The organism is Cohaesibacter intestini (assembly GCF_003324485.1).
GTDB lineage: Bacteria > Pseudomonadota > Alphaproteobacteria > Rhizobiales > Cohaesibacteraceae > Cohaesibacter > Cohaesibacter intestini.
Genome location: NZ_QODK01000002.1, coordinates 664918 through 687787, shown reverse-complemented (window position 1 = coordinate 687787; position 22870 = coordinate 664918). Strand labels below are relative to the sequence as shown.

The window sequence follows — 22870 nt, the reverse complement described above, 5'->3', positions numbered from 1 at the left end:
GCGGCGTGATCATGCCGCGTGGGCGTCGCTTTTGCGTCTTTCATTGCCCTTGTAGAGCGGGTTTGCAAATCGACGGCGATCTGGTCCGTAAAAGCCTGCCGCCTGGATGAAGGGGCGTTGGTTGACCAGACAGGAGGCCACGCGAATGTAGAGGGCGTTGGCCGAAATCGGTTTGCACAAAAACTCAGTTACCCCTGCATCACGCGCCTCGGTCACGCGCTTTTTCTCTGAATGTCCCGTCAACATGATGATCGGCACCGTCGGGTTGGCTGATGACATCGGATTGCGCATCATGCGGGTCAGTTCGATGCCGGAAAAAATCGGCATGAACCAATCGGTGATTACAATGTCGGGCTGATTGGTCTGAAACAATTCCAGGCCAGCCGCCCCGTCTTCTGCTTCGGTGACTTCACGCGCTCCATATCCGTGGATCAAAGTTCTGACAACGCGGCGCATATGGGCATTGTCATCGACGACCAGGAATCGGAGCTGTGACAGATCTACATTGATCATAGACTTACATCTTGGTTATGAACAGCGCTGTTTCTGTAAGGCACATCTTGCAAAATCAAGGGAGCGCCCCTTTCTTCTGCCCAGTCTAACCGGCGTCTGTTAAGGAAGCCTTAGGTTGGTAAGGTCTTGCGCGATGGTGCCTTACGGCAAAAGGCCTCAGTAGCGGAACTGTTCGGTGAGGATACGCTCTGCCCAGCCCTGTTCCGGATCAAGCATAATGATGCAGGTGTTGGACTCGTCCTCGCGTATGTCTACCTCGACAATCGAGCGGAATTCCACATGGTCGGCAACGGCGCTCAGTGGCCGTTTGGCAGGTTCCCTGACGACAATTTTCACGTCGGCCGTATTGGGCAGCAGGGCACCACGCCAGTGGCGGGGGCGGAACGGGCTGATTGGTGTGAGTGCCAGCAATGGCGAATCCATTGGCAGGATCGGTCCGTGGGCCGAGAGATTGTAAGCAGTGCTGCCCGTGGGGGTGGCGACCAGAATGCCGTCACAGATCAGTTCCTCCATTCGCACCTTGCCATCGATGTGAATTTCGAGTTTGGCGGCTTGTGCGGTCTGGCGGAAAACCGAAATTTCGTTGATGGCAAGTCCTTCATGGATCTTGCCGTCGAAGTCGGTCGCCCTCATCGCCAGTGGATGGACTTCATTTGGTTCGGCCTTTTGAAGATGGTCCAGCAGATCATCTTCCCGGAATTCATTCATCAGAAAGCCGATGGAGCCGAAATTCATGCCATAGATAGGAATGCCGGAATTCATGTGACGATGCAGGGTTTGCAACATCAATCCATCACCACCAAGGGCGACAATGACATCTGCATCCGCAGGCGGCACGGAACCATACCGGTGGGCCAGTCGCATGCGTGCCCTTTCTGCTTCTTCCGTTGGTGTGGAGAGAAAGGCGATCTTTTCGAAGGGCCGTGACATGGAATTGGTCCGTTTTTAAACTGCCTGTGTGGTAGGCTTCGCCTCGTGAAGTAGCATGGTTGCAACAATTTTCCAATTGGGAGAGCTTCGGAATGGGTGAGAAAAACAGCAACATCGTCATGGTCTATGGCACGTGCCCTTCATTGGAGGTGGCCAAAAAGCTGGCCAAGGCAATGCTGGAGGCGCGTCTGGTGGCCTGCGTCAATTTGTTGCCGGGCATGCTGTCTCTCTATCGGTGGCAGGGCGTGATGGAGGAAGAGTCCGAGATTCTGCTTCTGGCCAAGACGCAAAGGGCCTGCCTTGAGCCGCTGAAATCCCTGTATGCCGCGTTGCACCCCTATGACAAGCCGGCTTTGGTGGTTCTGCCGGTCACTGACGGGCTTGAGGGGTTCCTTGGCTGAGTGGCTGGCGAGACCAATGGGTGAGGCGGCACAGGGGATGCTGAATTCGGGCGCCGGTAAATTCCTCAAGTGTTTCCGTTTCGCGCTTTGCAGGGGAGAGCAAATATGTTTATATCGGAGATAGGTATATTGTATCCAAAAATACACAACAGAAAGACGCAGAGGGCGAGATGACGGATAAGGTGTTCGAGAATCTAATTGGGGGACGCTGGATTGGTGGTGCCGATTTCAATGAAAATCGGAACCCGTCCAATCTTGCAGAGGTGATTGGTCTTTATGCTCGCGCCGGAGAGGCCGAAGTTGAGATGGCAGTTGCCGCTGCCCGGCAGGCGCTGCCCGCTTGGGCGATGGCCTCGCCACAGGTGCGCGCTGATCTGCTGGAACGGGTCGGTGCCACTATTCTGGCACGCAAGGAAGAGCTTGGTGCGCTGTTGTCACGCGAAGAGGGCAAAACGCTGGCCGAAGGCATCGGCGAGACCGTGCGCGCAGCCCAGATCTTCAAGTTCTTTGCTGGTGAAGCCCTGCGCAATGCTGGTGATCTTCTGGCCTCTGTGCGGCCGGACATTGATGTGGAAGTGACCCGCGAGCCGGTGGGTGTCGTTGGTCTGATCACCCCATGGAATTTTCCGATTGCCATTCCGGCCTGGAAGATCGCTCCAGCCCTTTGCTATGGCAACACAGTGGTGTTGAAGCCTGCGGACCTGACACCGGGCTGCTCCCATGCTCTGGTTGAAATTCTTGCCGAGGCGGGATGTCCAGATGGCGTCATCAACCTTGTCATGGGGTCCGGGTCTGTGGTCGGCAATGCGATGTTGGCTCATCCGGATATTGATGCCATTTCCTTCACCGGGTCTGTGCCGGTGGGGCGCTCCATCGCGGTGGAGGCAGCACGTGGGTTGAAAAAGGTTCAGCTCGAGATGGGTGGCAAGAACCCGATGGTGGTGATGAATGATGCCGATCTCGATATTGCGGTTGGCTCTTGCCTCAACAGCGCCTTTTTCTCCACTGGTCAGCGCTGCACCGCTTCGTCGCGGTTGATTGTCCAGTCGGGCATTCATGATGCCTTTGTTGACAAGCTGCAGGCGGCAATGTCCGCTCTGGTGGTCGGCGATGCACTCGACCCGGCAACTCAGATTGGACCGGTAGCGTCTTCGTCTCAGCTCAATAGCAACCTTGATTATGTTGCTGTTGCCGCCAGCGAGGGGGCCGAGGTGATTGGTGGTGAGCAGGTCAATGGCAAGGCCGAGGGCTATTATCAGCGTCCGGCTTTGTTCGTCAATGCCACCAACCAGATGCGGGTGAGCCGCGAGGAAATCTTTGGTCCATGCGCCAGCGTGATCAAGTTTGATGATTTCGACGAGGGTCTGGCGTTGGCAAATGATACCGAATTCGGCTTGTCGTCCGGTATTTGCACGCAAAATCTGAAAATGGCGCGTGACTTCAAGCGCCTGTCGCAGGCGGGCATGGTGATGGTCAATCTGCCAACTGCCGGGGTGGATTATCATGTGCCATTCGGTGGCCGCAAAGGCTCGTCCTATGGCTCGCGCGAGCAGGGACGTTACGCCGCCGAATTCTACACCACGGTGAAGACCGCCTACAATTTTGCAGGTTGATCTGATACGTCCCCCATTCAGGCCGGTATCTTCAGGGGTGCTGTGTCTGGGTGGGGGATTTTTGGTTCCAAATCAGGAGATTCCATTCGATGCTAGTTGCGATCGGTGATGAGGCCAGCATTGGTGAACGGCTGGCCAAACTGCGACAGGTGATGCAGGAACGCGGACTTGATGCCTATATCGTGCCGCGCTTTGATGCCCATCAGGGGGAATATTGCGCAGCCCATGACGAGCGCCTTGCCTGGATGACCGGCTTTACCGGGTCCGCGGGTTTGGGGCTGGTGACTGCGGATGCGGCTTTGCTGTTCGTTGATGGACGCTACAGCGTGCAGGTCCGTGAGCAGACCTCACCCGAGCTGTTTGGCTATGAGCATCTGATTGATGCGCCGCTCGAGCAATGGCTGTCCGGACATGCCGCTGAGGGATGGACGGTTGGCTATGATGCGATGTTGCTGCCAGCAAGCTGGGTGGAGCGCTTCAGCGCAGGGGCACAAGCTGCCGGAGCCAAGCTCGCGGTTGTCGATACCAATCTTGTCGATCTCATCTGGCGCGATCAACCCGCCAAGCCAACTGCTGCCATCAGCCGTTTGCCGGAGCAGATTGCAGGCGAATCGTCTCTGGACAAGCGGGCGCGGATCGGGCGTCTGCTGGGGAAGAAAGGCGTTGATTGGCTGGTGGAAACGCAGCCTGACGGCATTGCGTGGCTGCTCAATGTCCGCGGCGGTGATGTGGACTATAATCCGGTGCCGCATTCCTTTTCGATCGTTGGGGCCGATGGGTCGGTGCGGTGGTTCGTCGATCAGCAGAAATTTCCCGACGGGATAAAAGGGCAGGGCCTTGATGATATCGCCTTGCTTGCGCCAGATGCCTTCCTGACCGAGCTTGAGGCCCTGATTGGCAAAGGACAAAAGGTCCTGATCGATCCTGATTTCGCCCCTTATGCGGCAGTGCGGGCTGTCGAAGCCGCTGGCGGTGTCGTGCAGTTCGAGCGCGGGCCGGTGGCAATCGCCAAGGCGGTGAAGAACAAGGTTGAGCTGGCGGGCATGGCCGAGGCCTGCAAACGTGATTCTGTCGCATGGATCCAGACGCTTTCTTGGCTTGCCGGGTCTGTGGCCGAACGGGCCCGCTCAGGCAATCCGATTACCGAATTGGAGGTGGTCGATCATATACTGGCAGAGCGGCAGAAATTGAACGGTTTTCGCCAGCCAAGCTTCGGGACGATTGCGGCCTCGGATTCCAACGGGGCCATGTGCCATTACAGCGTCGATGAAGAGAGCAACAAACCGCTGCTCGAAAACTCCATCTTCCTGCTTGATAGTGGTGGGCAGTTCGATTGTGGCACCACGGATGCCACCCGCACCATGGCCTTTGCGCCGGTCAGCGATGCAGTGCGCAAGGCTTACAGTTTGGTGCTCAAAGGGCATATCCGGCTGGCGATGCTGGCCTTCCCCGATGGCACGCGCGGCCATCATATCGATGTCATCGCCCGTCAGCCACTTTGGCAATATGGCATGGATTATGACCATGGCACCGGGCATGGTGTCGGGCATGTTCTGTGCGTCCATGAAGGGCCGCAGCGGATCGCCAAGCCTGTCAGCGCCTTTGATCTGGTGCCCGGGATGATTGTCAGCAATGAGCCGGGCTATTATGAAGCCGGTCATTATGGCATCCGGATCGAAAATCTGGTTGAGATTGTCCGGCTGGACAATGGGTATATGGGCTTTCAGGATCTGACCCTCGTGCCCATTGCACGCGAGTTGATCGACCCAGCTTTGCTGGACGCCGATGAAATCGCCTGGCTGAATGCCTATCATGCGCGGGTGCGGGCGGAGATGGGTGATCTGGTTGAGGATCTTGCCCGCGATTGGCTTCGCAAAAATACTGAGCCAATCAGCCACTGATCGACAGGATTTTTTTGTGCACCTTGGCAAAGATGACAAAATTTTTCCTGTCGCGAAACAATTGCAAAGATTCTTTGCCAAATTGGGCAAAAAATTCTGAATAAAAGCGTTGCATTTCTGATGAGTTTGTACTCGACTTTGGTGTACCGTTTTCGGGTGCCTGGGAGCCTTGCTTCCGGTACCCAATCGAGAGGCTGACGAGATATGCTTGCGGCATTGAAGCGCCAACAGCATATCGTCAGCAGCAACATCACAATGATAATGATTTGAGAGGGATCAAACAATGAAGTTGCTTACCAAAGCTCTGGCTGCGACTGCTTTGGCTGCTGTTATGGCAACCAGTGTGCAGGCAAAAACCCTGGTTTACTGTTCCGAGGGCAGCCCTGAGGGCTTTACCCCGGCTCTGTATACGGCAGGCACCACCTTCGATGCGTCCTCCAAAAACGTCTTCAACCGTCTGGTGGAGTTCGAGCGCGGCGCAACCAACATCGTTCCGGGTCTGGCTGAAAGCTGGGACGTTTCTGATGATGGTCTGGAATATACCTTCCATCTGCGCAAAGGCGTGAAGTTCCACACCACCAAGGAATTCACCCCAACTCGCGACTTCAACGCCGATGACGTGATCTTCTCCTTCATGCGTCAGAAAGATGCCAACCATCCTTACAACAAGGTTTCCGGTGGCACCTACGAATATTTCGGTGGCATGTCGATGGACAGCCTGATCAAGGAAATCGTCAAAGTTGACGATAACACCGTGAAATTCGTGCTTTCCAAGGTCGAAGCGCCATTCATCGCCAACATGGCCATGGACTTTGCGTCGATCCATTCCGCAGAATATGCTGATCAGGTCGCCAAAGGCGGCAACCTTGAAATGTTCGACCAGAAGCCGGTTGGTACCGGTCCTTTCCAGCTGGTTGCCTATCAGAAAGATGCCGTGATCCGCTACAAATCTCATCCTGGTTATTGGGCTGGTAAAGCACCGCTCGACAACCTGATCTTCTCGATCACACCGGATGCATCCGTTCGCTATCAGAAAATGAAAGCTGGCGAGTGCCATGTCATGCCTTATCCTAATCCGGCTGACATCGAGGCAATGAAAGCGGATGACAGCATCGAGCTGATGCAGCAGGAAGGCCTCAATGTCGGCTATCTGGCTTACAACAACCAGAAAGAAAAGTTCCAGGACGTTCGTGTTCGCAAGGCTTTGAACATGGCCATCAACAAGCAGGCTATTCTGGATGCCGTGTTTGCTGGTGCTGGTGCTGCTGCCAAGAACCCGATCCCGCCAACCATGTGGTCCTACAATGAAGCGACCAAGGATGATCCATATGATCCGGAAGCAGCCAAGAAGCTTCTGGCGGAAGCTGGCAAGTCCGATCTGAAAACCAACATCTGGGCCATGCCTGTTCAGCGTCCTTACAACCCGAATGCACGTCGTATGGCCGAGCTGATCCAGGCTGACTGGAAAGCCATTGGTGTTGACGCCGAGATCGTGTCCTTCGAGTGGGGCGAGTATCTGAAGCGTTCGTCCGCTGGCGAGCATGACACCGTTCTGCTCGGCTGGACCGGTGACAATGGTGACCCGGACAACTTCATGTATGTGCTGCTCGGCTGTGATGCTGTTGAGTCTGGCGCAAACCGTGCAAAATGGTGCAACAAAGAGTTTGACGATCTGCTGATCAAAGCCAAGCAGACTTCGAACATGGAAGAGCGCACCAAGCTGTATGAAGAAGCACAGCTGGTCTTCAAGCGTGAAGCTCCATGGGCAACCATTGCTCACTCTGTTGTCTTCAAGCCGGTCAGCAAGAAAGTGGTCGACTTCAAGATCGATCCATTTGGTGGTCACATCTTCTACGGTGTGGATATCAAGTAATCTGATGTCAAAGGTGAAGGCGGATTTGTCCGCCTTTGCCCTTTTTTGTATCGGACCTATGGATTGCGCTGGCCGCATCCGCTAAGGGTGGTTCGAATTTCCCGCCGTTCTACAATGGATAGCCGACAAGACGGGTAGCCGCACAATAAAAGCGGGTGGCGGGATGGCTGCTGAAATGACTGAAAGGGCGACTGACTCTTTCAGCAAACGGACTGGCATCATTCATGTTGGGTTTTCTCTTGCGTCGAGTCGGGATGCTGATACCGACTTTTATCGGCGTGACACTGGTTGCATTCTTCTTCATTCGGCTGCTGCCGGGTGATCCAATCCTGCTGCTGGCAGGCGAACGGGGCATCTCGCCCGAACGCTATGCTGAACTGCAGGCTGCTTTTGGTTTCGACAAACCTGTGATCATGCAGTATTTCGACTATGTAACCGGCCTGTTCCAGGGCGATTTCGGAATGTCGATGGCAACAAGGCGTCCGGTATGGGACGAATTTTTTGCCCTGTTCCCCGCAACGTTGGAACTGTCTTTCGTCGCGATCATCATCGCGGTATCCATCGGCATTCCTGCCGGGGTCATCGCTGCGGTGAAGCGTGGCTCTTTCTTTGATCATTCTGTCATGACGACCGCTCTGGTGGGCTATTCGATGCCGATCTTCTGGTGGGCGCTGCTGATGATCATCCTGTTTTCCGGCATTCTGCAATGGACACCGGTTTCGGGCCGCATTTCGGTGATGTTCTTCTTTGAACCGGTCACTGGCTTCATGCTGATTGACTCGCTGTTGTCTGGCGAGGAAGGGGCATTCAAGTCTGCTGCATCGCATTTGATCCTGCCATCCTTCGTGTTGGCGACGATCCCGATGGCGGTGATTGCGCGTCAGACCCGGTCGGCGATGCTGGAAGTGCTGGGCGAAGATTATGTCCGCACCGCGCGCGCCAAGGGCTTGACCAAGTTTCGTGTCATCGGTCTGCATGCTTTGCGAAACGCGCTCATTCCGGTGGTTACGACCATTGGTCTGCAGGTCGGCGTGCTGTTGGCTGGGGCTATTCTGACCGAGACCATTTTCTCTTGGCCGGGTATCGGCAAGTGGATGGTCGATTCCATTTCCCGCCGCGACTATCAGGTCGTGCAGGGTGGTTTGCTGATGATCGCCGTAATGGTGATGAGCGTTAACCTGATCGTTGATCTGCTCTATGGCCTGATCAATCCGCGCATCAGACATCACTAGGTGGGAGTGTGACATATGACTGATATTACAAAAGTAGAAGACATTTCCCGCCAGTCGACCAAGGCGGTGCTGAAGGAATTCTGGTACTATTTCAGCGAAAACCGGGGCGCGGTCATCGGGCTGTGCGTTTTTGTTTTTCTGGCGCTGGTTGCTTTGCTGGCACCTCTTCTTGTGCTGCATGATCCAAACTTCCAGTATCGTGACGCCTTCTTGATGCCGCCGGTCTGGCAGGAGGGGGGCTCAAGCCAGTTCCTTCTGGGCACAGATGCGGTGGGCCGTGATATCCTGTCGCGGCTGATCATGGGCTCACGCTTCTCGCTGTTTGTTGGCGTGGTCGTCGTGTTTATCGCGTTGACGGGTGGTATTTTTGTCGGTGTGATTGCCGGCTATTATGGCGGCAAGGTCGATACCGTCATCATGCGCATCATGGACATTATTCTTGCCTTTCCGAGCCTGTTGCTGGCTTTGGTGATGGTGGCGGTGCTTGGGCCGGGCCTGCTCAATGCGATGATTGCCATTGCGATCGTCTTCCAACCGCATTTTGTTCGTCTGACTCGTGCTGCGGTAATGGCCGAACGGGAACGGGAATATGTGGTGGCTGCGCGTGTGGCCGGGGCTCGCGATCTGCGGCTGATGTTCCTGACCATTCTGCCAAACTGTACAGCACCACTGATCGTGCAGGGCACCTTGTCCTTCTCGAACGCCATTCTTGATATTGCCGCCCTTGGCTTCCTTGGGCTCGGTGCCCAGCCACCAACCCCGGAATGGGGCACGATGCTGGCCGAAGCACGCGAGTTCATTCTGCGTGCCTGGTGGGTTGTGACCTTCCCGGGCGTTGCCATTCTGGTGACGGTGTTGGCAATTAACCTCATCGGTGACGGGTTGCGCGATGCGCTCGACCCCAAACTGAAGCGTTCATAGGAGGATTTGCACATGAGTTTGTTGGAAATCCGCAATCTGACGGTAGAGTTTGATACCGCCGCGGGGCCGTTCCGGGCCTTGAAGGGCGTGGACTATACGGTCAGCAAAGGCGAAGTGCTGGCGATTGTTGGCGAGTCCGGCTCGGGCAAGTCGGTTGCCATGCTTGCCACAATGGGCCTGTTGCCCGACAGCGCCACCGTCAATGCAGATGTCATGTCCTTTGATGGTCGTGATCTGAAAACCCTGACGCCAAAGGAACGGCGACAGGTGATTGGCAAGGACATTTCGATGATCTTCCAGGAGCCGATTGCCAGCCTCAATCCGTGCTTTACGGTTGGTTTTCAGATCGGCGAAGTGCTCAGAACCCATCTGGGCATGGACAAGAAAGAAGCAAAAAAACGCACCATCGAACTGTTTGAATCGGTTGGCATCCCGACGCCTGAAAAGCGCCTGTCGAGCTTCCCGCATCAAATGTCCGGTGGCCAGTGCCAGCGCGTGATGATTGCCATGGCCATTGCCTGCAATCCAAAGCTTCTGATTGCTGACGAGCCGACCACGGCGCTGGATGTGACCATTCAGAAGCAGATTCTGGATTTGCTGATGGACATCCAGACCGACAGCAATATGGGACTGATCATGATCACCCACGATATGGGTGTGGTGGCGGAAACCGCCGACCGGGTTGTGGTGCAGTATAATGGCGAACAGATGGAAGAGGCCAATGTGCTTGACCTGTTTGAAAGCCCGAAACATCCTTACACCAAGGCGCTGCTGTCTGCCCTGCCAGAGCGTGCCGATGGCGACCGCCTGCCGACGGTGAGCGATTTTGCCAGTGGCTTCAGTAAAGAGGATACGCTTGCATCATGAATGATCAGACCACTCCCATTCTGCATGTGCGCAACATCACCCGAGACTATGTCTCCAAGGGCGGAATGTTCGGCAAGACCGAAACCGTGCAAGCGCTGAAGGGCATCGATTTTGACCTGTTTGAAGGTGAAACTCTGGCGCTGGTCGGGGAATCTGGCTGCGGCAAGTCGACTCTGGCCCGTATCCTGACCCTGATCGATGTCCAGACTTCCGGTGAACTCAATATTCAGGGCAAGTCGTATAATATCGAGAATAAGCGGGTCACGGCAGACATGCGCCGGACCATCCAGATCGTGTTCCAGAACCCCTATGGCTCGCTCAATCCGCGCCAGAAAGTCGGGGCCGTTCTGGAAGAGCCGCTGCTGATCAACCATCCGGAAATGTCGGCGGATGAACGACGCGAAAAAGCCATGGCTATGCTGATCAAAGTTGGTCTGCAGCCAGAGCATTTCGGTCGCTATCCGCACATGTTTTCCGGTGGTCAGCGCCAGCGCATCGCCATTGGCCGTGCCTTGATGCTGAACCCGAAAATTTTGGTGCTTGATGAGCCGGTATCAGCGCTTGATCTGTCTATTCAGGCGCAGATCCTCAACCTGTTGAAGGATTTGCAGGACGAGTTCAAGCTCTCCTATCTGTTCATCTCGCATGATCTATCGGTGGTCAAATATCTGGCTGACCGGGTGATGGTGATGTATTTCGGCGAGATTGTCGAACATGGTACGCGGGATCAGGTCTTCAATGACCCGCAGCATGACTATACCAAGACCTTGCTGGCTGCGACCCCGCAGACCAGCATCGAGAATATCCGTGCTCGCGTTCAGAAACAGGCCAGAGCCTGATCTGAGCGTATTGGTCAGAATAGAAAAACCCGCCCGATTGATCCTCTGGCGGGTTTTTCTTTGCCTTGTTGCAGGATTTCATAGGCCAAGATAGCGCTTGAGTGCCTCGCAAGGGGACGCAAAGACGGCATCGGTCCGGCCGCACTGGGCGATGTGACCTTCATCGACCAAAGCGGTGATGTCGGAGGCGATTTTTGCGTCTTCGGGATGGTGGGTGACCATGATCACGGTCTGGCCATTCTGGCGGGAGAGATCCGCGACCAAAGCCAGCATTTCCTTGCGCAGGGCTGGCCCCAGTGCCGCGAAGGGTTCATCGAGCAGCAAAACGTCCTTCTTGCGCAGCATGGCGCGGGCGAGACTGGCGCGTTGGCGCTGGCCGCCGGAGAGGGCTCGGGGTAGGCGGTTGCCCATGTCCGTGAGGCCGACCTGATCGAGTGCTTCGGCGACGGCTCCTTGCTCAGCCACCGTCAGTTTGAGCGAGGGATTGATGCCAAGGGCCACATTGTCTGCGATGGACATATGGGCAAAGAGATTGTGCTCCTGAAACAACATGGCGACCGGGCGTGCTGCAGGGGGCAGGGGTGCAAGATCCTGCCCGTTGATGCGGATCTGTCCCGGCCCGATCGGCAAAAAGCCGGCAATGGCGTTGAGGATGGTGCTCTTGCCCGCACCTGACGGACCGATCAGGGCGCAGAACTGGCCCTGTGCGAGCGACAGATCTGCGGTCAGTTGCCAGTCATCCAGCGCGATATGTAGCTTTTTAATCTTGATCACGGCCACCAAGTCCCTTGTCAAAGAGGAGAAAGACAGCAAAGGCAAACAGGGTCAAGAGCAGACCGGAGCCATAGGCCTGATCCATGCGGTAGGCGCCCATTTGCTGGTAAAGATAAAGCGGCAAGGTCGGCTCTGAAGGGGAGCCAAACAGGGCGATGACCCCGAGGTCGCCCATCGACAAGGCCGCTGCGATGCCAAGGCTGAGGCCCAACGGCCGGCGCATGAGTGGCCAATGAACCAGCCGGATGGCGGCCCTGCGATCCATGCCGAGATGGAGGATCTGACGGCCATAATCGCGCTCAACCCGCGCCATGGCGGGAGACAGGATTATGAGCGCGAAGGGGACCGCTTGCAGGCCATTGAGCAGGCTGGTGAGGGGCAGGGCCAGATCATCGACCGAAATATGTTGATGCAGCATGACAAACAGCCCGGCACCCAAGGCAATGGGTGGGGCAACGAGGATGGCAAAGCCCGGCAGCTCGCCAATGCGCCGTCCTTTGCCCTTGAGATGCAGCGACATTTGCGCCAGCGGCAGGCTGATCAACAGCATGATGGTGCAAGCGCCCAGAGAAACGCTAACAGAGCGCAGGCTTGCCATCAATATGGCATCCAGATCCACACCATGCACCATCAGGCTGAGCGCGCCGCGCCCAAAGGCTGCAAGCAAAGGGGAGGCCAGAAAGGCCAGTGCCAGAGCAATCACCATGCCATCGAGCAGACGCAGAAGCGGGCTGGTGCGGTCTTGTCGGTTGATCAGACCGCCAAGGCTTTGGCCCGTGTCATGGTCTTTGGTGATGGTGCGGAACAGCAAGGCTAATCCGGCGCAGAGCAGGATCTGAATGCAAGCAAGGATCGCGGCGCGTTCAAGATCGAATTCAAAACGGATGGCCTGATAGATGGCCAGTTCGATGGTTGTTGCCTTGGGGCCGCCACCGAGCGCCAGCACGACCGTGAAGCTGGTGGCGCAGAGCAGAAAGACGAGCGCGAATATGCCGGGCAGGCGTTCGCGGAGCATTGGCCACTCGATATGGCGAGCGACCTGAGCGTGCTTCATTCCCAATTGGGCGGCCAGACGCCAATGCTCGGACGGAATCGTCAGCCAGCCTTGCAGCAGAATGCGGGTTGCCAGTGGCAGATTGAAAAAGACATGCGCCAGCAGAATACCGAACAGGCCATAAAAAGGCAGCTCTGGCAGGCTGATCGCTGCGGACGCTTTCGCCATCAGGCCATTGCGGCCCCAGATGGCGATCAGGCCGAGAATGGCGACAATCACCGGCAGAATGAAAGGGGCACCGAACAGGGACAGGATCGCGCCTCTGCCTGGAAAATCACGGCTGGCCAGTGCACGGGCCAAGGGGATGGCCAGCAAAGTGGAGAGCAAGGCGGAAAGGGTGGCTTGCAACAGGGTGAAGAAGATGGCGCGGCGAATATAGCGCTCCGAGGCAAGATCGATGAGAGCCGTTAGCGGAGAGCCATCGGACAGGCTGTCACTGGCGACCGACCAAAGGGCGATCAGGCTGGCAATGACCAACCCGATGGGGAACGCAAAGGCAAAGGCAGCGGGGATGCCGTAGCCGAAAATGCCGCTTTTCGCCTTCTGCTGCACGTTGTTGCCTTTCCAGTGGGACGCACCGCCCGATGGTCCGGGCGATGCATTGATCAAGGAGAGATTATTGGCTGAGGGCCGAAAGCCATTCATCCAGTGCTTCGCGGCGGATGGACGGGACGTCCTTGGGTGCGATCAGGCGGGCTTTGTCCGGTTGGACCAGTGTGCCAAAGGCTTCAGGCAACTCGGCCTTGTCAAGCGCCACCGGATACATCCAATTGGTGGTCGGAATGACCTTTTGCGCAGCCGGGCCAGTCAGATAAGCAAGGAAGCTCTTGGCGAGGTCCTTGTGGGCGCTTGCTTTGGTGATGGCGGCCAGTTCAACCTGCATATAGTGACCATCGGCAAAGGCGGCTGCGTGATAGTTGGTCTTTTCTTCTGCCACGATGTGATAGGCCGGGGACGTGGTATAGCTCAGCACCATCTGGGCCTGCCCTTCAAGGAACATGCCATAGGCCTCCGACCAGCCCTTGGTGACGGTGACGATACGTGGGGCAAGCTTGGCCCAGACTTCGCCGGCCTTGTCGCCATAGACATCCTTGATCCAGAGCAGCAATCCAAGACCCGGGGTGGAGGAGCGTGGATCCTGAATGAGGATCTTGAGATCTTCGGGCGCATTCAGCAGCTCATCGAAGCTCTTGGGCGCGTCTTCCACTTTGTTGCTGTCATAGACAAAGGCAAAATAGCCCCAGTCAAACGGCATATAGGTGGAGGCATCCCAGTCAATCGGCAGGGAGAGGTGATCTGTCGTCAGGCCGTGGGCCTCGAACAAACCGCTTTTCTCGGCATCGGCGACAAGGTTTGAGTCCAGCCCCACCAGAATGTCGGCTTTGGTGTTCTTGCCTTCAAGACGGACGCGGTTGAAGGTCTCGGTTGCATCCCCGGGTGCGACATAAGTCACCGTGCAGCCGCAGGTCTCTTCAAATCCTTTCTTGATGGCAGGGCCGGGGCCCCATTCGGCAACAAAGGAATCATAGGCGTAGACGGTGAGGGTCGGCTTGTCGTCGGCGGTTGCCGAAAAGGATGTGGACGCCAAAAGGGCGGCGCTGATGAGAGAAAGGGTCAATGCCTTCATGTGGTTGTCTCCAACGGGTGGGTTGTCTCCAACGGGTGTGAGGGATTTGCGCGAGCGCGCAGGCCGTCACAATGGGGGAGGCGCCCGGCCAACGATGATGATGGCAAGACGCCCAAGCGATTGACCGGATTGGGTCGTGGGGAGGGAGGCTTTGGAAAAAGCTTCGTCTCTTCCTACGCCGGTGTGATCCGGATCAGGTTCTACGGGTTCGCGATGGTGCATCTCAGCTCGGATTGTCCAACTTTGAGACATCCGAGCACCCCGGGACAGTGCGGCATTCTAGTGATAAATTGTCGAGAAGACAATCAAGCAAAGTGCGATTTCCCGCTATCGGTGGGAGGCGGATTTCTCTTCTTCGACCATGGCTGCCATTTCGCTGGCAATGTCGAGCACATCCTGTAGTTTCTGCTCTTTGGCGCGGCGAATGTCCTCCTCGGTCAGCTCCCTTGGGGGCGGGGCCTCTTCCGGTGTGGCCTCGGGAATCTTGTCCTCATCGGGCTGATTGGGATGTTCGAGATAGGTGATTTCGGTTTCGGTCTGGAAGGCCGGGTTGGCACATGGAGTGCGCTCTATGCGCTTTGTGTCCACCTCGGCGAGGAAGGCGGCAACCAAATCGTTGAGCTCGTCTTTGACGAAGAGCGGAGCGTGCCCCTGTCCCGGCACTTCGTGAGCCTGACAATCAGGATGGCGGGCCACCATCTGGCGGACTGTTTCAGCTTTCAGAATGTCGGAGTGTGCGCCGCGCAGCACCAGAACCGGCGCGTGGGACATGGCGAGGAACTGCGGCCAGGCGTCTGGCAAGGGAATTGAAAGATCAACGTCATTCATGGCCTTGGCAATGGCGATATCATAGTCTCTGGCTGGCTTGCCATTGTCATCGCGGAAAGTCATTTGGGCCATTTGCTGCCAGTTTTCTTCGCTCAGGGCTTCGAACTGACCGGAATTGGCAATCTTGACGAACGAGATTGCATCGTCCCAGTCCTCCACCGGCTTGGCGCGATTGAGGTAGGTCTTGATGCGAGCCAGACCCGTGACGTCAATCACCGGGCCGATATCATTCATCACTGCTGCTGCAATGGCGGTGGGGCGCAAGGCCGCAATGGCCATGGTGAGAAGGCCGCCACGCGAGGTGCCGATGAAAATGGCCTCATGCAGTCCGGCTGCGGCCAGCGCATGAAGGGCGTCATTGGCCTCGACCACAATGTTGTAATTCTCCGGATTCTTGTCATAGTCGGACGGACCACGTCCGCGGCTGTTGAGGATCATCACGAAGCGGGGATTGTCCGGGTCGCTGGCAAGACGCTCCGCAAGGGGGTGAAAGTCCCGGCTGTTGCGGGTGAGGCCCGGCAGGCAAATGACCGGCGTGCCCGTCCACAAGCGATCGCCAAAGACTTCGCCTCGCAGGATCAGTCCGTCACCAGCGGTGATTTCAAACCGTCTTACAATCGGCTGCATCGGGTCGCTCATCCTTGTCACTCCCATAAAAGGAGGCAAGTCATGACAACAACCTGCCTCTCTTTTCGTCTTACCCTGTCTCATGCCTGCTGCCAAGAGATAGAAAGTCTCAGAGGCCGCAGCAGTGTCGCGCGTTGCGCGCTATGGCTGGCCGCGTTTCAGGTCTTTGGAAATGTCCAGCGGGCGATCATGGATTCGCGCCTCGTAAACCTGCAAATTCTCCATCAGCTTCATGACATAGTCCCGCGTTTCGGTGAAGGGAATTCGTTCCACCCAATCGATGGCGCTGACCCGGTTGGTGCGCGGATCGCCAAAGCGTTCGATCCACTGGGGTGGACGGCCTGGGCCCGCATTGTAGGCCGCGAAAGTGAGGATGTAGGAGCCGCCAAAGCGGTCGAGATTCTCCTTGAGGAAATGGCTGCCCAGCCGCACGGCATATTTGGGGTCGCTTGTCAGCTTGGCGCGAGAATAGCGCACTCCGACTTTTCGTGCGGTGCTTTTGGCTGTGGCGGGCAGCATCTGCATCAAACCGCGCGCGTTGGCATGGCTGACGGCCTGAATGTTGAAGACGCTTTCCTGCTTGGTCAGGGCATAAATCAGGGCTTTGTCGACGCCATTGGTCTTGGCCGAGCGTGGAATGACATTGAGCGGGAAGGCCATCTTGTGGGCGGGCATGTTACGACTAAGGGCAATCTTGCCGATCTGGACGGCATATTGATGCAGGCCATAGTTCTGGGCCAGACGGTGCGCGAGCGCGATTTCGGACGGATCATCGAGGGCGCGGGCCAGATGGCGGAAGAGCGGACCGGAGCGTTTGCCGTGACCCACTGCCTTCAGGCGCTTGATGGCTTTGACCAGTTCGCGCCGGTCAAATCGTGCCTTGACCTCGGCGCTGGCTGCTGGTGGATGGGACAGGCGCAACCGTGTCTGGCCAAGCTCTTCGAGCGCCAGCTGGCCATAATAATAAACCGGACTGGCGGCCGCCTTGTAGAATTTCTCTGCTACCTGCCGGTTGCCAGCGGCTTCCCATGCGCGGCCCTGCCAATAGAGGCCGCGGGATTTGTCCCGGTCTCGGCTCGCCTGTTTCCAGCTCTTTTCAAAATGCACCGCTGCGGTCTTGTGGTCCTTGAGATAACGCAGAGCAAAGAAGCCCGCATGAAACTCCGCCTCGGAGATATCCTTGCCAGACTGGGCCGTGTGGCGGGCTGCAATCTTGTAGGCACGGCGGGCATCGCCCTTGTTGAGCATGATGCGCGACAGGAGACGACGTTCAATCCACCATTCGCGATGATTGATTAGTTTCTTGGGGTCACGCGGGGCCTTGATCAGCATATCAGCAGCTTTGGTGACCTTGCCGCTGCGGCGCAGATGCTGGATGTAAGAAAAGATGTAGCCCGGATCGGCGCGGAGCGAACGCGGCACCGCGCTTAACTTGCTGCTGGCATTGCGTTTTTTGCGGATGACCGCCACGCGTGCGTCGACCAGACGTTTTTGGCCGTTGGTCAGCAGCTTTTTCATCCGGATTGCCCCATTGGCGCGTTCGCGATAGAGCAAATAGCTGGCACGGTGGAAGTGGTCATCGCGGCCCAGCACGGAGCGTAGGTTCGACAGGATGCGGCTTTCAAGCTTGGCGGACAAACCTTCGCCGCGCCAGATTGGACGAATGATCCTTGCCGCCTGTTTGGCTTTGCCAGAACGGGCATGGGCGATGGCCACCTCAATGGCTGCACTGGTGGATTTCGGGATCTGGTTGCCAAAGGCACGAGACAGGGCCGGGCCGGGCGGAGTTTCGCGGGCGAGCGCTTCCTCGATCCTGCGCACCGTCAGGCTGCGACTGGGCCAGTTGGTTTTGCGGTCATAAAAGGACTTGATCTCATAGGCAGGAAAATCGCGATAGGCGCCGACGGTCAGGATGTAGGTCAGGATTGCCCGGTCAAGCGAAGGCTTCATGCCTTTGTGAATCGCCAGAGCCACCTTGGGCTTGCGTTTCGACAGCGCATCAAGGGCCTGTTCAAGCGAGCCTCGTTGTGCGGCAATGTCTGTGCGATGGCGTTCCACCTTCGGCAAGGCCGCTTTGACTGGTTGGCTGGTTGCTGCTGGCTGGGATGCGGCAGCAATCGGAGTGAGACCCGGTTTGGTCTTGGGCAGGACCGACAGGCTCTCGGGATGCTGGCCGTTGTCTATGCCATGGGTGTCGATCAGATGCTCGACGGTCTGACGGGTCAGATTGACCGGAGCAGGGGTGATCGACCCAGCCGCAGGTGGAGCCGGCACAGGGGGCGGCACAGGGGCCGCGACTGGGGCAGCGACTGGCGCTGCATCCGGCTTTGGCTGCGGCAAAGGCGGGGCGATACCTGCACTTTGGGCGAGGCTTTGGGCTGACAGGGCGATCAGTGTTAAGGCCGTTAGCGCAATTCTGTGCATAGATGAGAGCATACCTGCTTGAAAATTTTCATATTTATCGGTTTATCTTTCTTTGGGACATCAATCTTGCAAAATTATGATGAATAAATCCCTTCGGGGATGACAGATTCGATTTTGTTGCATGACAGGCCAAATCGTGGTGTTATGCGCCCAAGCTTACGGCAAATTGCCGGAAATGGCGGTTAATTCGGCAATTTGCTGGATTTTTTAGTTAAAATGACAAAAGGTGCGCTGAAAATAATATTCAGACCACCAAAAAAGAGGAAACGCAGCATGTTCAAAGGATCTTGCACCGCTCTTATCACCCCTTTTCGTGACGGCGCTGTGGACTACAAGGCCTTTGAGTCTTTTGTCGACTGGCAAATCACTGAAGGTACGCATGGTCTTGTACCGGTGGGCACCACCGGAGAATCCCCAACGCTTAGCCATGATGAGCACAAGAAAGTTGTCGAAACCTGCGTCAAGGTCGCAAATGGGCGTGTGCCCGTGATTGCGGGTGCGGGCTCTAACTCGACCACGGAAGCGATCGATCTTGCCAAACATGCCGAGAAAGCCGGTGCCGATGGGGTTCTGTTGGTGACGCCTTATTATAACAAGCCTTGTCAGGATGGCCTCTATCTGCATTTTAAGGCAGTTGCTGATGCGATTTCCTTGCCGATCATCATGTATAACATCCCGCCTCGCTCCGTAATCGACATGAGCGTCGAGACCATGGCGCGATTGTTTGAGGATTGCGAGAATATCGTTGGTGTCAAGGATGCAACCGCAGACCTTACCCGCGTCACCCGTCAGCGTTTGGCAATGGGGCCGGACTTCATCCAGCTGTCCGGTGAGGATCCAACCGCGCTTGGTTACAACGCGCAGGGTGGTGTGGGCTGTATTTCGGTCTCGTCAAACGTGGCTCCGCGCCTGTGCAGCCGATTCCAGGAGGCTTGTCTGGAAGGGGACTGGACCACCGCGCTGGAATTGCATGACCTCTTGTCCCCTTTGCATCGCGCCATGTTCCTCCAGCCAAGCCCGGCTGGTGCCAAATATGCACTGTCGGTGCTCGGGAAAATCGAAAATGAGATCCGTCTGCCCCTGATCTCTGCCAAGGAAGAGGTGAAAGCCGAGATTGAAGATGCAATGAAGGTTGCAGGTCTGATCTAAAGGGCTTATCTGTGTTGCCATGGCACAGAAAAAGAAGAAAAGCGATCCGAACAACCGTGTTGTCGCGGAGAATCGGAAAGCGCGACACAATTATGAGATCGGCGATGTGATCGAGGCAGGGCTGCAGCTCAAGGGCACGGAAGTGAAGTCCTTGCGGCTGGGTGTTGCCAACATTGCCGAGTCTTATGCGTCAGACGAAAATGGTGAAATTGTCCTGATCAATTCCAATATACCCGAATATGATCAGGGCAATCGGTTCAACCACGAACCACGCCGTCCACGCAAATTGCTGTTGCATAAACGCGAAATCGCCAAATTGCTGCAAGGGGTCCAGCGCGATGGGATGACCATTGTGCCGCTGAAGCTCTATTTCAATGACAAGGGTATTGCCAAGCTGGCGATAGCCCTGGCGAAGGGCAAGAAGGACTATGACAAGCGGCAGGACGCCAAGAAGCGCGACTGGCAGCGCGACAAAGCCCGCTTGATGCGTGAGCGGGGATAAGATCAGCCATCCATCCGGGAATGGGGCCCGGATTTTGGGTTTGTCTGGTCCGCTTGACCGTCGTCGAGTTGCTGTTCTGAATGCGCCTTGGTTTCATCTGAAAAGGCAAGACGCGGATTCTCTTACCTTTTGAAAGGCTATGCAAGCAGAACAAACCAGCCCTTCGAGGAAAGAAGGGGAAAACCGGATTTGGGGGTTTCATATTCTGCGAAGGCCTCTATAAAGATGACACTTCCATGACGCGGGGTGGAGCAGCCCGGTAGCTCGTCAGGCTCATAACCTGAAGGTCGCAGGTTCAAATCCTGCCCCCGCAACCAACTTCAAGAATTCCGGTTTCTTGACTTGCCTTCTGGCAGGCGGTTTGTCATGGATTGCGCGAAACACAGATGTGTTTCATTGGCGCGGGGTGGAGCAGCCCGGTAGCTCGTCAGGCTCATAACCTGAAGGTCGCAGGTTCAAATCCTGCCCCCGCAACCAATTTGTCCTGTTTTTTGTTGCTCTTGCAGGACTGACGGCAAATCCTCCAATCTATCTGGTTTCTCCCGATTTGTTGTAGCTGACAGATTGCCTGCCATATCGCTATTGCGCGACTTGAGCAAACCATCGATTTCCTGTCGATAGCGCTCGGCCATGTCGGGTCGGAATGCTTCAGGCTCTGGTGCTCCCTGCGCCAATATGGCCTTGGGTGTTTCCTTGCGTTTGGGATTGCAGACTATATTGACGTGGTTGGAGATGTTGTATCTGGCATCATCCATTGTTTTGTGGACCCGGTTGCTGGCCAACATAGCGCAGTCAAATTTTCTCATGTTCTCAGTTGACTTACGCTTTTCGCGGGTGAGGTTCACAAAGGAAAACAGAGCGAGCGTTCTAGTAGTCCCAACTTTGGTATTCTTCGCTTTCCGACTTCATCATTTCATATAGCCAGACCATTCGATCAAGGTACCAACTTTTCCCCAGATAGGCCAAGGCGACGCCAAGGACTGCGCCCCAAATGGAGTAGTAGATGATCGACCAGATTGCTATCAGCATACCGATTGAAGAAATCGTATTGAGTATCGAGTAAAGAGGAGTTTTGTGAATCTCCGGAATGTCGATCCTGTCCCTGTTGAGATAAACCCTTTCGCCCAGCACCGATCTGGAGGCCCAGTTCTTTGTTGATTTTGGTTTGGGAAAAAAGATGGGATTCAAAAACATCCAAAACAAGGATGCGAGCCCTGGGATCAAACACCACCAGCCGATCCAGACCCGACACCAAAAAGCCAATACAATAATGGGGAGGACAGAATATCTTGTCCAGACACTCCAAGGGTTGGAATGCTTCATCCAGTTTTCATCTGTAAGCCTAAAAACATTCGCGACTTTTCGTTCGAGCGTCATTGTGCCTTACCTTCTCCAAAATCGGGTTTTCAACCGTAACCAAGTAAGCGAATTGGCTACAATCAAATTGTGTCTTTTCAAGACTATTCTTCTCGGCTGGCGGTTTGGCACCCAAAACTCGATGGGAAATCCGATGCACCTTTTTCTATTTGTCGCGGATCACGATAGATCGAATAGCCTCAAGTGGGTCAGGGCATGTCCAAATTTCGCTTTTTGATTGTTGTGACGATCGTGCCAAGGCGGCTGGAATGGTGCTTTACCTTGTCACCGGGCATTAGCATGATCTTGTCGGTGATTGCGGCGTTGATCGAGTCATTGACGACTGATCGAAATCCCGACATTCCGGTCAAGAAACGCCCTGTCATGGCGTATTTTGCACCTAGGGTGATCTTGGCTTTGAGGCTGGGGGGACGAAACAACACCCCTTCGGTGGTGCCGGACAGAAGCACTTGCTGGGTCTCGATGCGCCCCGTGGGCAGCAGGCCAACCGGGTTGCCGTGATGAGTCCATTTTGTCTCTGATCCGCTCTTCAAGGCAATATCGGTCATGGCGCGGAAGTCCTCGATCATCATGTTGCCAGTGGTCAACTGCATAGGCTCGCCGTTCAGGCTGGTGCCAATCACCTCGCTTGCAATGAAGGCCTGCCAGTCATCTGGCACCACCATATAGGGGCCGGTGGGGAAGAATCCGGGCAAGCTCTTTGCATCCGTAAAACCAATGCCACTGAGGGTTTCTTCATTGTCAGGCATTCCGTCCAGCATCACCTTGCGATCACTGAAGTCTCCGCAAAGGAAAACCAGCTTCCGCGCCGCGTCAAAATCTTCGAGCTTTGCGATGGGGCGGTCAAAGCTCATGCAAAGTTCCACCTCATAATCAATCATCTGGTGCTCGGGGTCGATTGGCAGGCTGGATATGGAGGGAGTTGGTTCGGTGAGGCGGGGAAAATAGAACGGGGTTTCGTTGTGCACCTCTGTTCCGTGATCGAGAAAGTTCGTTCCAAAGGAAATATGTCGGGAGCCTTGAACAGCTGCAAGCAACTGCGTCTGATCGAACGACTGGGCCGTCTTCTGGTGCGCATCAGCCATCTGGACGAGTGCCGGTCGTCCAAAATGGTCCAGAGCATCAAAAGGATCATTGAGGTCTCTCCCAGCCATCACACTGAGATCGATGGCCTTGGCTCCTTGCCCCGTCAACTCGGTGACCAGCAGCATATGGGGCATGCCGTCAACATTGGCGCGTGCAAAGGTCAAGGCCTTACCCGGATTTGCAAGCTGGGAGATCGGCAACGCCGCCTCGATGGGTTGGGTGCGCGACACCATTGGCAATTGCAAGGCGACGAATAACGCCCCATAGCAGGCCGCGATTGCAACAATAATGTAATAGAAATATCTCAAAGTGCATTCCTTCACTATTTTCAA

General features: G+C 55.9%; 20 protein-coding genes, 2 tRNA genes and 1 riboswitch. Of the genes, 12 read left to right on the top strand and 10 right to left on the bottom strand.

Going from position 1 to position 22870, the window contains the following annotated elements; all coding sequences use genetic code 11:
• Positions 1-9: 9 nt before the first annotated feature.
• Positions 10-513: a response regulator gene (locus DSD30_RS08685; protein WP_114009232.1), complete on the bottom strand. Its 504-nt coding sequence runs from the start codon at positions 511-513 to the stop codon at positions 10-12.
• Positions 514-669: 156 nt separating this feature from the next.
• The gene (locus DSD30_RS08680; protein WP_114009231.1) at positions 670-1443 is read right to left on the bottom strand and encodes an NAD kinase; all 774 of its coding nucleotides are present in this window, start codon (positions 1441-1443) and stop codon (positions 670-672) included.
• Between the two features lie 92 nt (positions 1444-1535).
• On the opposite strand from DSD30_RS08680, the gene cutA reads away from it, so the two are divergent.
• From cutA to DSD30_RS08640, 8 genes are all read left to right on the top strand, one after another.
• On the top strand, positions 1536-1844 hold the full coding sequence (gene cutA, locus DSD30_RS08675) for a divalent-cation tolerance protein CutA (RefSeq protein ID WP_114009230.1): 309 nt from the start codon (positions 1536-1538) through the stop codon (positions 1842-1844).
• 170 nt (positions 1845-2014) lie between these two features.
• Positions 2015-3457 carry an aldehyde dehydrogenase family protein gene (locus tag DSD30_RS08670; RefSeq protein WP_114009229.1) on the top strand — a complete coding sequence of 481 codons (1443 nt, stop codon included), beginning with the start codon at positions 2015-2017 and terminating at the stop codon, positions 3455-3457.
• Between the two features lie 89 nt (positions 3458-3546).
• Positions 3547-5358 (top strand): aminopeptidase P family protein, encoded by a 1812-nt coding sequence (locus tag DSD30_RS08665; protein ID WP_114009228.1) that lies wholly within the window; start codon positions 3547-3549, stop codon positions 5356-5358.
• A 283-nt stretch (positions 5359-5641) separates the two neighbouring features.
• Positions 5642-7231 (top strand): ABC transporter substrate-binding protein, encoded by a 1590-nt coding sequence (locus tag DSD30_RS08660; RefSeq protein WP_114009227.1) that lies wholly within the window; start codon positions 5642-5644, stop codon positions 7229-7231.
• A 224-nt stretch (positions 7232-7455) separates the two neighbouring features.
• A complete protein-coding gene (locus DSD30_RS08655; protein WP_114009226.1) occupies positions 7456-8463 on the top strand; it encodes an ABC transporter permease subunit in 1008 nt (335 codons plus the stop codon).
• Between the two features lie 15 nt (positions 8464-8478).
• Entirely contained in the window at positions 8479-9384 is a 906-nt protein-coding gene (locus DSD30_RS08650; protein ID WP_114009225.1) for an ABC transporter permease subunit, read from the top strand.
• Between the two features lie 12 nt (positions 9385-9396).
• Positions 9397-10251 carry an ABC transporter ATP-binding protein gene (locus DSD30_RS08645; protein WP_114009224.1) on the top strand — a complete coding sequence of 285 codons (855 nt, stop codon included), beginning with the start codon at positions 9397-9399 and terminating at the stop codon, positions 10249-10251.
• Positions 10248-11090: a dipeptide ABC transporter ATP-binding protein gene (locus DSD30_RS08640; RefSeq protein ID WP_114009223.1), complete on the top strand. Its 843-nt coding sequence runs from the start codon at positions 10248-10250 to the stop codon at positions 11088-11090. Before DSD30_RS08645 ends, DSD30_RS08640 begins: the two co-directional genes overlap by 4 nt.
• 78 nt (positions 11091-11168) lie before the next feature.
• On the opposite strand, the gene thiQ is transcribed toward DSD30_RS08640, so the two are convergent.
• The 5 genes from thiQ to DSD30_RS08615 all read right to left on the bottom strand — a co-directional run bounded on the left by thiQ (position 11169) and on the right by DSD30_RS08615 (position 18424).
• Positions 11169-11864, bottom strand: coding sequence for a thiamine ABC transporter ATP-binding protein (gene thiQ, locus DSD30_RS08635; protein ID WP_114009686.1), 696 nt, complete (start codon positions 11862-11864; stop codon positions 11169-11171).
• On the bottom strand, positions 11851-13563 hold the full coding sequence (locus DSD30_RS08630; RefSeq protein ID WP_114009222.1) for a thiamine/thiamine pyrophosphate ABC transporter permease ThiP: 1713 nt from the start codon (positions 13561-13563) through the stop codon (positions 11851-11853). Before DSD30_RS08630 ends, thiQ begins: the two co-directional genes overlap by 14 nt.
• Positions 13535-14545, bottom strand: a complete 1011-nt coding sequence (thiB, locus tag DSD30_RS08625; RefSeq protein ID WP_114009221.1) for a thiamine ABC transporter substrate binding subunit — start codon at positions 14543-14545, stop codon at positions 13535-13537. Before thiB ends, DSD30_RS08630 begins: the two co-directional genes overlap by 29 nt.
• Positions 14546-14697: 152 nt before the next feature.
• Positions 14698-14819: riboswitch (TPP riboswitch) on the bottom strand.
• A gap of 53 nt (positions 14820-14872) precedes the next feature.
• The gene (locus DSD30_RS08620; RefSeq protein WP_157967621.1) at positions 14873-16012 is read right to left on the bottom strand and encodes an alpha/beta fold hydrolase; all 1140 of its coding nucleotides are present in this window, start codon (positions 16010-16012) and stop codon (positions 14873-14875) included.
• A 129-nt stretch (positions 16013-16141) separates the two neighbouring features.
• The gene (locus DSD30_RS08615; RefSeq protein WP_114009219.1) at positions 16142-18424 is read right to left on the bottom strand and encodes a lytic transglycosylase domain-containing protein; all 2283 of its coding nucleotides are present in this window, start codon (positions 18422-18424) and stop codon (positions 16142-16144) included.
• Positions 18425-18697: 273 nt separating this feature from the next.
• Here DSD30_RS08615 and dapA point away from each other — a divergent pair, with 273 nt between their 5' ends.
• The 4 genes from dapA (at position 18698) to DSD30_RS08595 (ending at position 20552) form a co-directional block, all read left to right on the top strand.
• Positions 18698-19573 (top strand): 4-hydroxy-tetrahydrodipicolinate synthase, encoded by an 876-nt coding sequence (gene dapA, locus DSD30_RS08610; RefSeq protein ID WP_114009218.1) that lies wholly within the window; start codon positions 18698-18700, stop codon positions 19571-19573.
• 19 nt (positions 19574-19592) lie between these two features.
• Positions 19593-20075, top strand: a complete 483-nt coding sequence (smpB, locus tag DSD30_RS08605) for an SsrA-binding protein SmpB (protein ID WP_114009217.1) — start codon at positions 19593-19595, stop codon at positions 20073-20075.
• 240 nt (positions 20076-20315) lie between these two features.
• A tRNA-Met gene (locus DSD30_RS08600) sits at positions 20316-20392 on the top strand.
• Between the two features lie 83 nt (positions 20393-20475).
• A tRNA-Met gene (locus DSD30_RS08595) sits at positions 20476-20552 on the top strand.
• On the opposite strand, the gene DSD30_RS08590 is transcribed toward DSD30_RS08595, so the two are convergent.
• The 3 genes from DSD30_RS08590 to DSD30_RS08580 all read right to left on the bottom strand — a co-directional run bounded on the left by DSD30_RS08590 (position 20531) and on the right by DSD30_RS08580 (position 22846).
• On the bottom strand, positions 20531-20881 hold the full coding sequence (locus DSD30_RS08590) for a hypothetical protein (RefSeq protein WP_157967620.1): 351 nt from the start codon (positions 20879-20881) through the stop codon (positions 20531-20533). The genes DSD30_RS08595 and DSD30_RS08590 overlap by 22 nt on opposite strands.
• A 61-nt stretch (positions 20882-20942) precedes the next feature.
• Entirely contained in the window at positions 20943-21452 is a 510-nt protein-coding gene (locus DSD30_RS08585; protein ID WP_114009215.1) for a DUF6653 family protein, read from the bottom strand.
• A 188-nt stretch (positions 21453-21640) separates the two neighbouring features.
• Positions 21641-22846 carry a fumarylacetoacetate hydrolase family protein gene (locus DSD30_RS08580; protein WP_114009214.1) on the bottom strand — a complete coding sequence of 402 codons (1206 nt, stop codon included), beginning with the start codon at positions 22844-22846 and terminating at the stop codon, positions 21641-21643.
• Positions 22847-22870: the final 24 nt, after the last annotated feature.

Excerpts from the sequence above, each read along its gene's own strand:
- DSD30_RS08685 (WP_114009232.1), bottom strand. The coding sequence starts at position 513 with ATGATCAATGTAGATCTGTCACAGCTCCGATTCCTGGTCGTCGATGAC.
- DSD30_RS08680 (WP_114009231.1), bottom strand. The coding sequence starts at position 1,443 with ATGTCACGGCCCTTCGAAAAGATCGCCTTTCTCTCCACACCAACGGAA.
- cutA (WP_114009230.1), top strand. The coding sequence starts at position 1,536 with ATGGGTGAGAAAAACAGCAACATCGTCATGGTCTATGGCACGTGCCCT.
- DSD30_RS08670 (WP_114009229.1), top strand. The coding sequence starts at position 2,015 with ATGACGGATAAGGTGTTCGAGAATCTAATTGGGGGACGCTGGATTGGT.
- DSD30_RS08665 (WP_114009228.1), top strand. The coding sequence starts at position 3,547 with ATGCTAGTTGCGATCGGTGATGAGGCCAGCATTGGTGAACGGCTGGCC.
- DSD30_RS08660 (WP_114009227.1), top strand. The coding sequence starts at position 5,642 with ATGAAGTTGCTTACCAAAGCTCTGGCTGCGACTGCTTTGGCTGCTGTT.
- DSD30_RS08655 (WP_114009226.1), top strand. The coding sequence starts at position 7,456 with ATGTTGGGTTTTCTCTTGCGTCGAGTCGGGATGCTGATACCGACTTTT.
- DSD30_RS08650 (WP_114009225.1), top strand. The coding sequence starts at position 8,479 with ATGACTGATATTACAAAAGTAGAAGACATTTCCCGCCAGTCGACCAAG.
- DSD30_RS08645 (WP_114009224.1), top strand. The coding sequence starts at position 9,397 with ATGAGTTTGTTGGAAATCCGCAATCTGACGGTAGAGTTTGATACCGCC.
- DSD30_RS08640 (WP_114009223.1), top strand. The coding sequence starts at position 10,248 with ATGAATGATCAGACCACTCCCATTCTGCATGTGCGCAACATCACCCGA.
- DSD30_RS08630 (WP_114009222.1), bottom strand. The coding sequence starts at position 13,563 with ATGAATGGCTTTCGGCCCTCAGCCAATAATCTCTCCTTGATCAATGCA.
- thiB (WP_114009221.1), bottom strand. The coding sequence starts at position 14,545 with ATGAAGGCATTGACCCTTTCTCTCATCAGCGCCGCCCTTTTGGCGTCC.
- DSD30_RS08620 (WP_157967621.1), bottom strand. The coding sequence starts at position 16,012 with ATGAGCGACCCGATGCAGCCGATTGTAAGACGGTTTGAAATCACCGCT.
- DSD30_RS08615 (WP_114009219.1), bottom strand. The coding sequence starts at position 18,424 with ATGCACAGAATTGCGCTAACGGCCTTAACACTGATCGCCCTGTCAGCC.
- dapA (WP_114009218.1), top strand. The coding sequence starts at position 18,698 with ATGTTCAAAGGATCTTGCACCGCTCTTATCACCCCTTTTCGTGACGGC.
- smpB (WP_114009217.1), top strand. The coding sequence starts at position 19,593 with ATGGCACAGAAAAAGAAGAAAAGCGATCCGAACAACCGTGTTGTCGCG.
- DSD30_RS08590 (WP_157967620.1), bottom strand. The coding sequence starts at position 20,881 with ATGAGAAAATTTGACTGCGCTATGTTGGCCAGCAACCGGGTCCACAAA.
- DSD30_RS08585 (WP_114009215.1), bottom strand. The coding sequence starts at position 21,452 with ATGACGCTCGAACGAAAAGTCGCGAATGTTTTTAGGCTTACAGATGAA.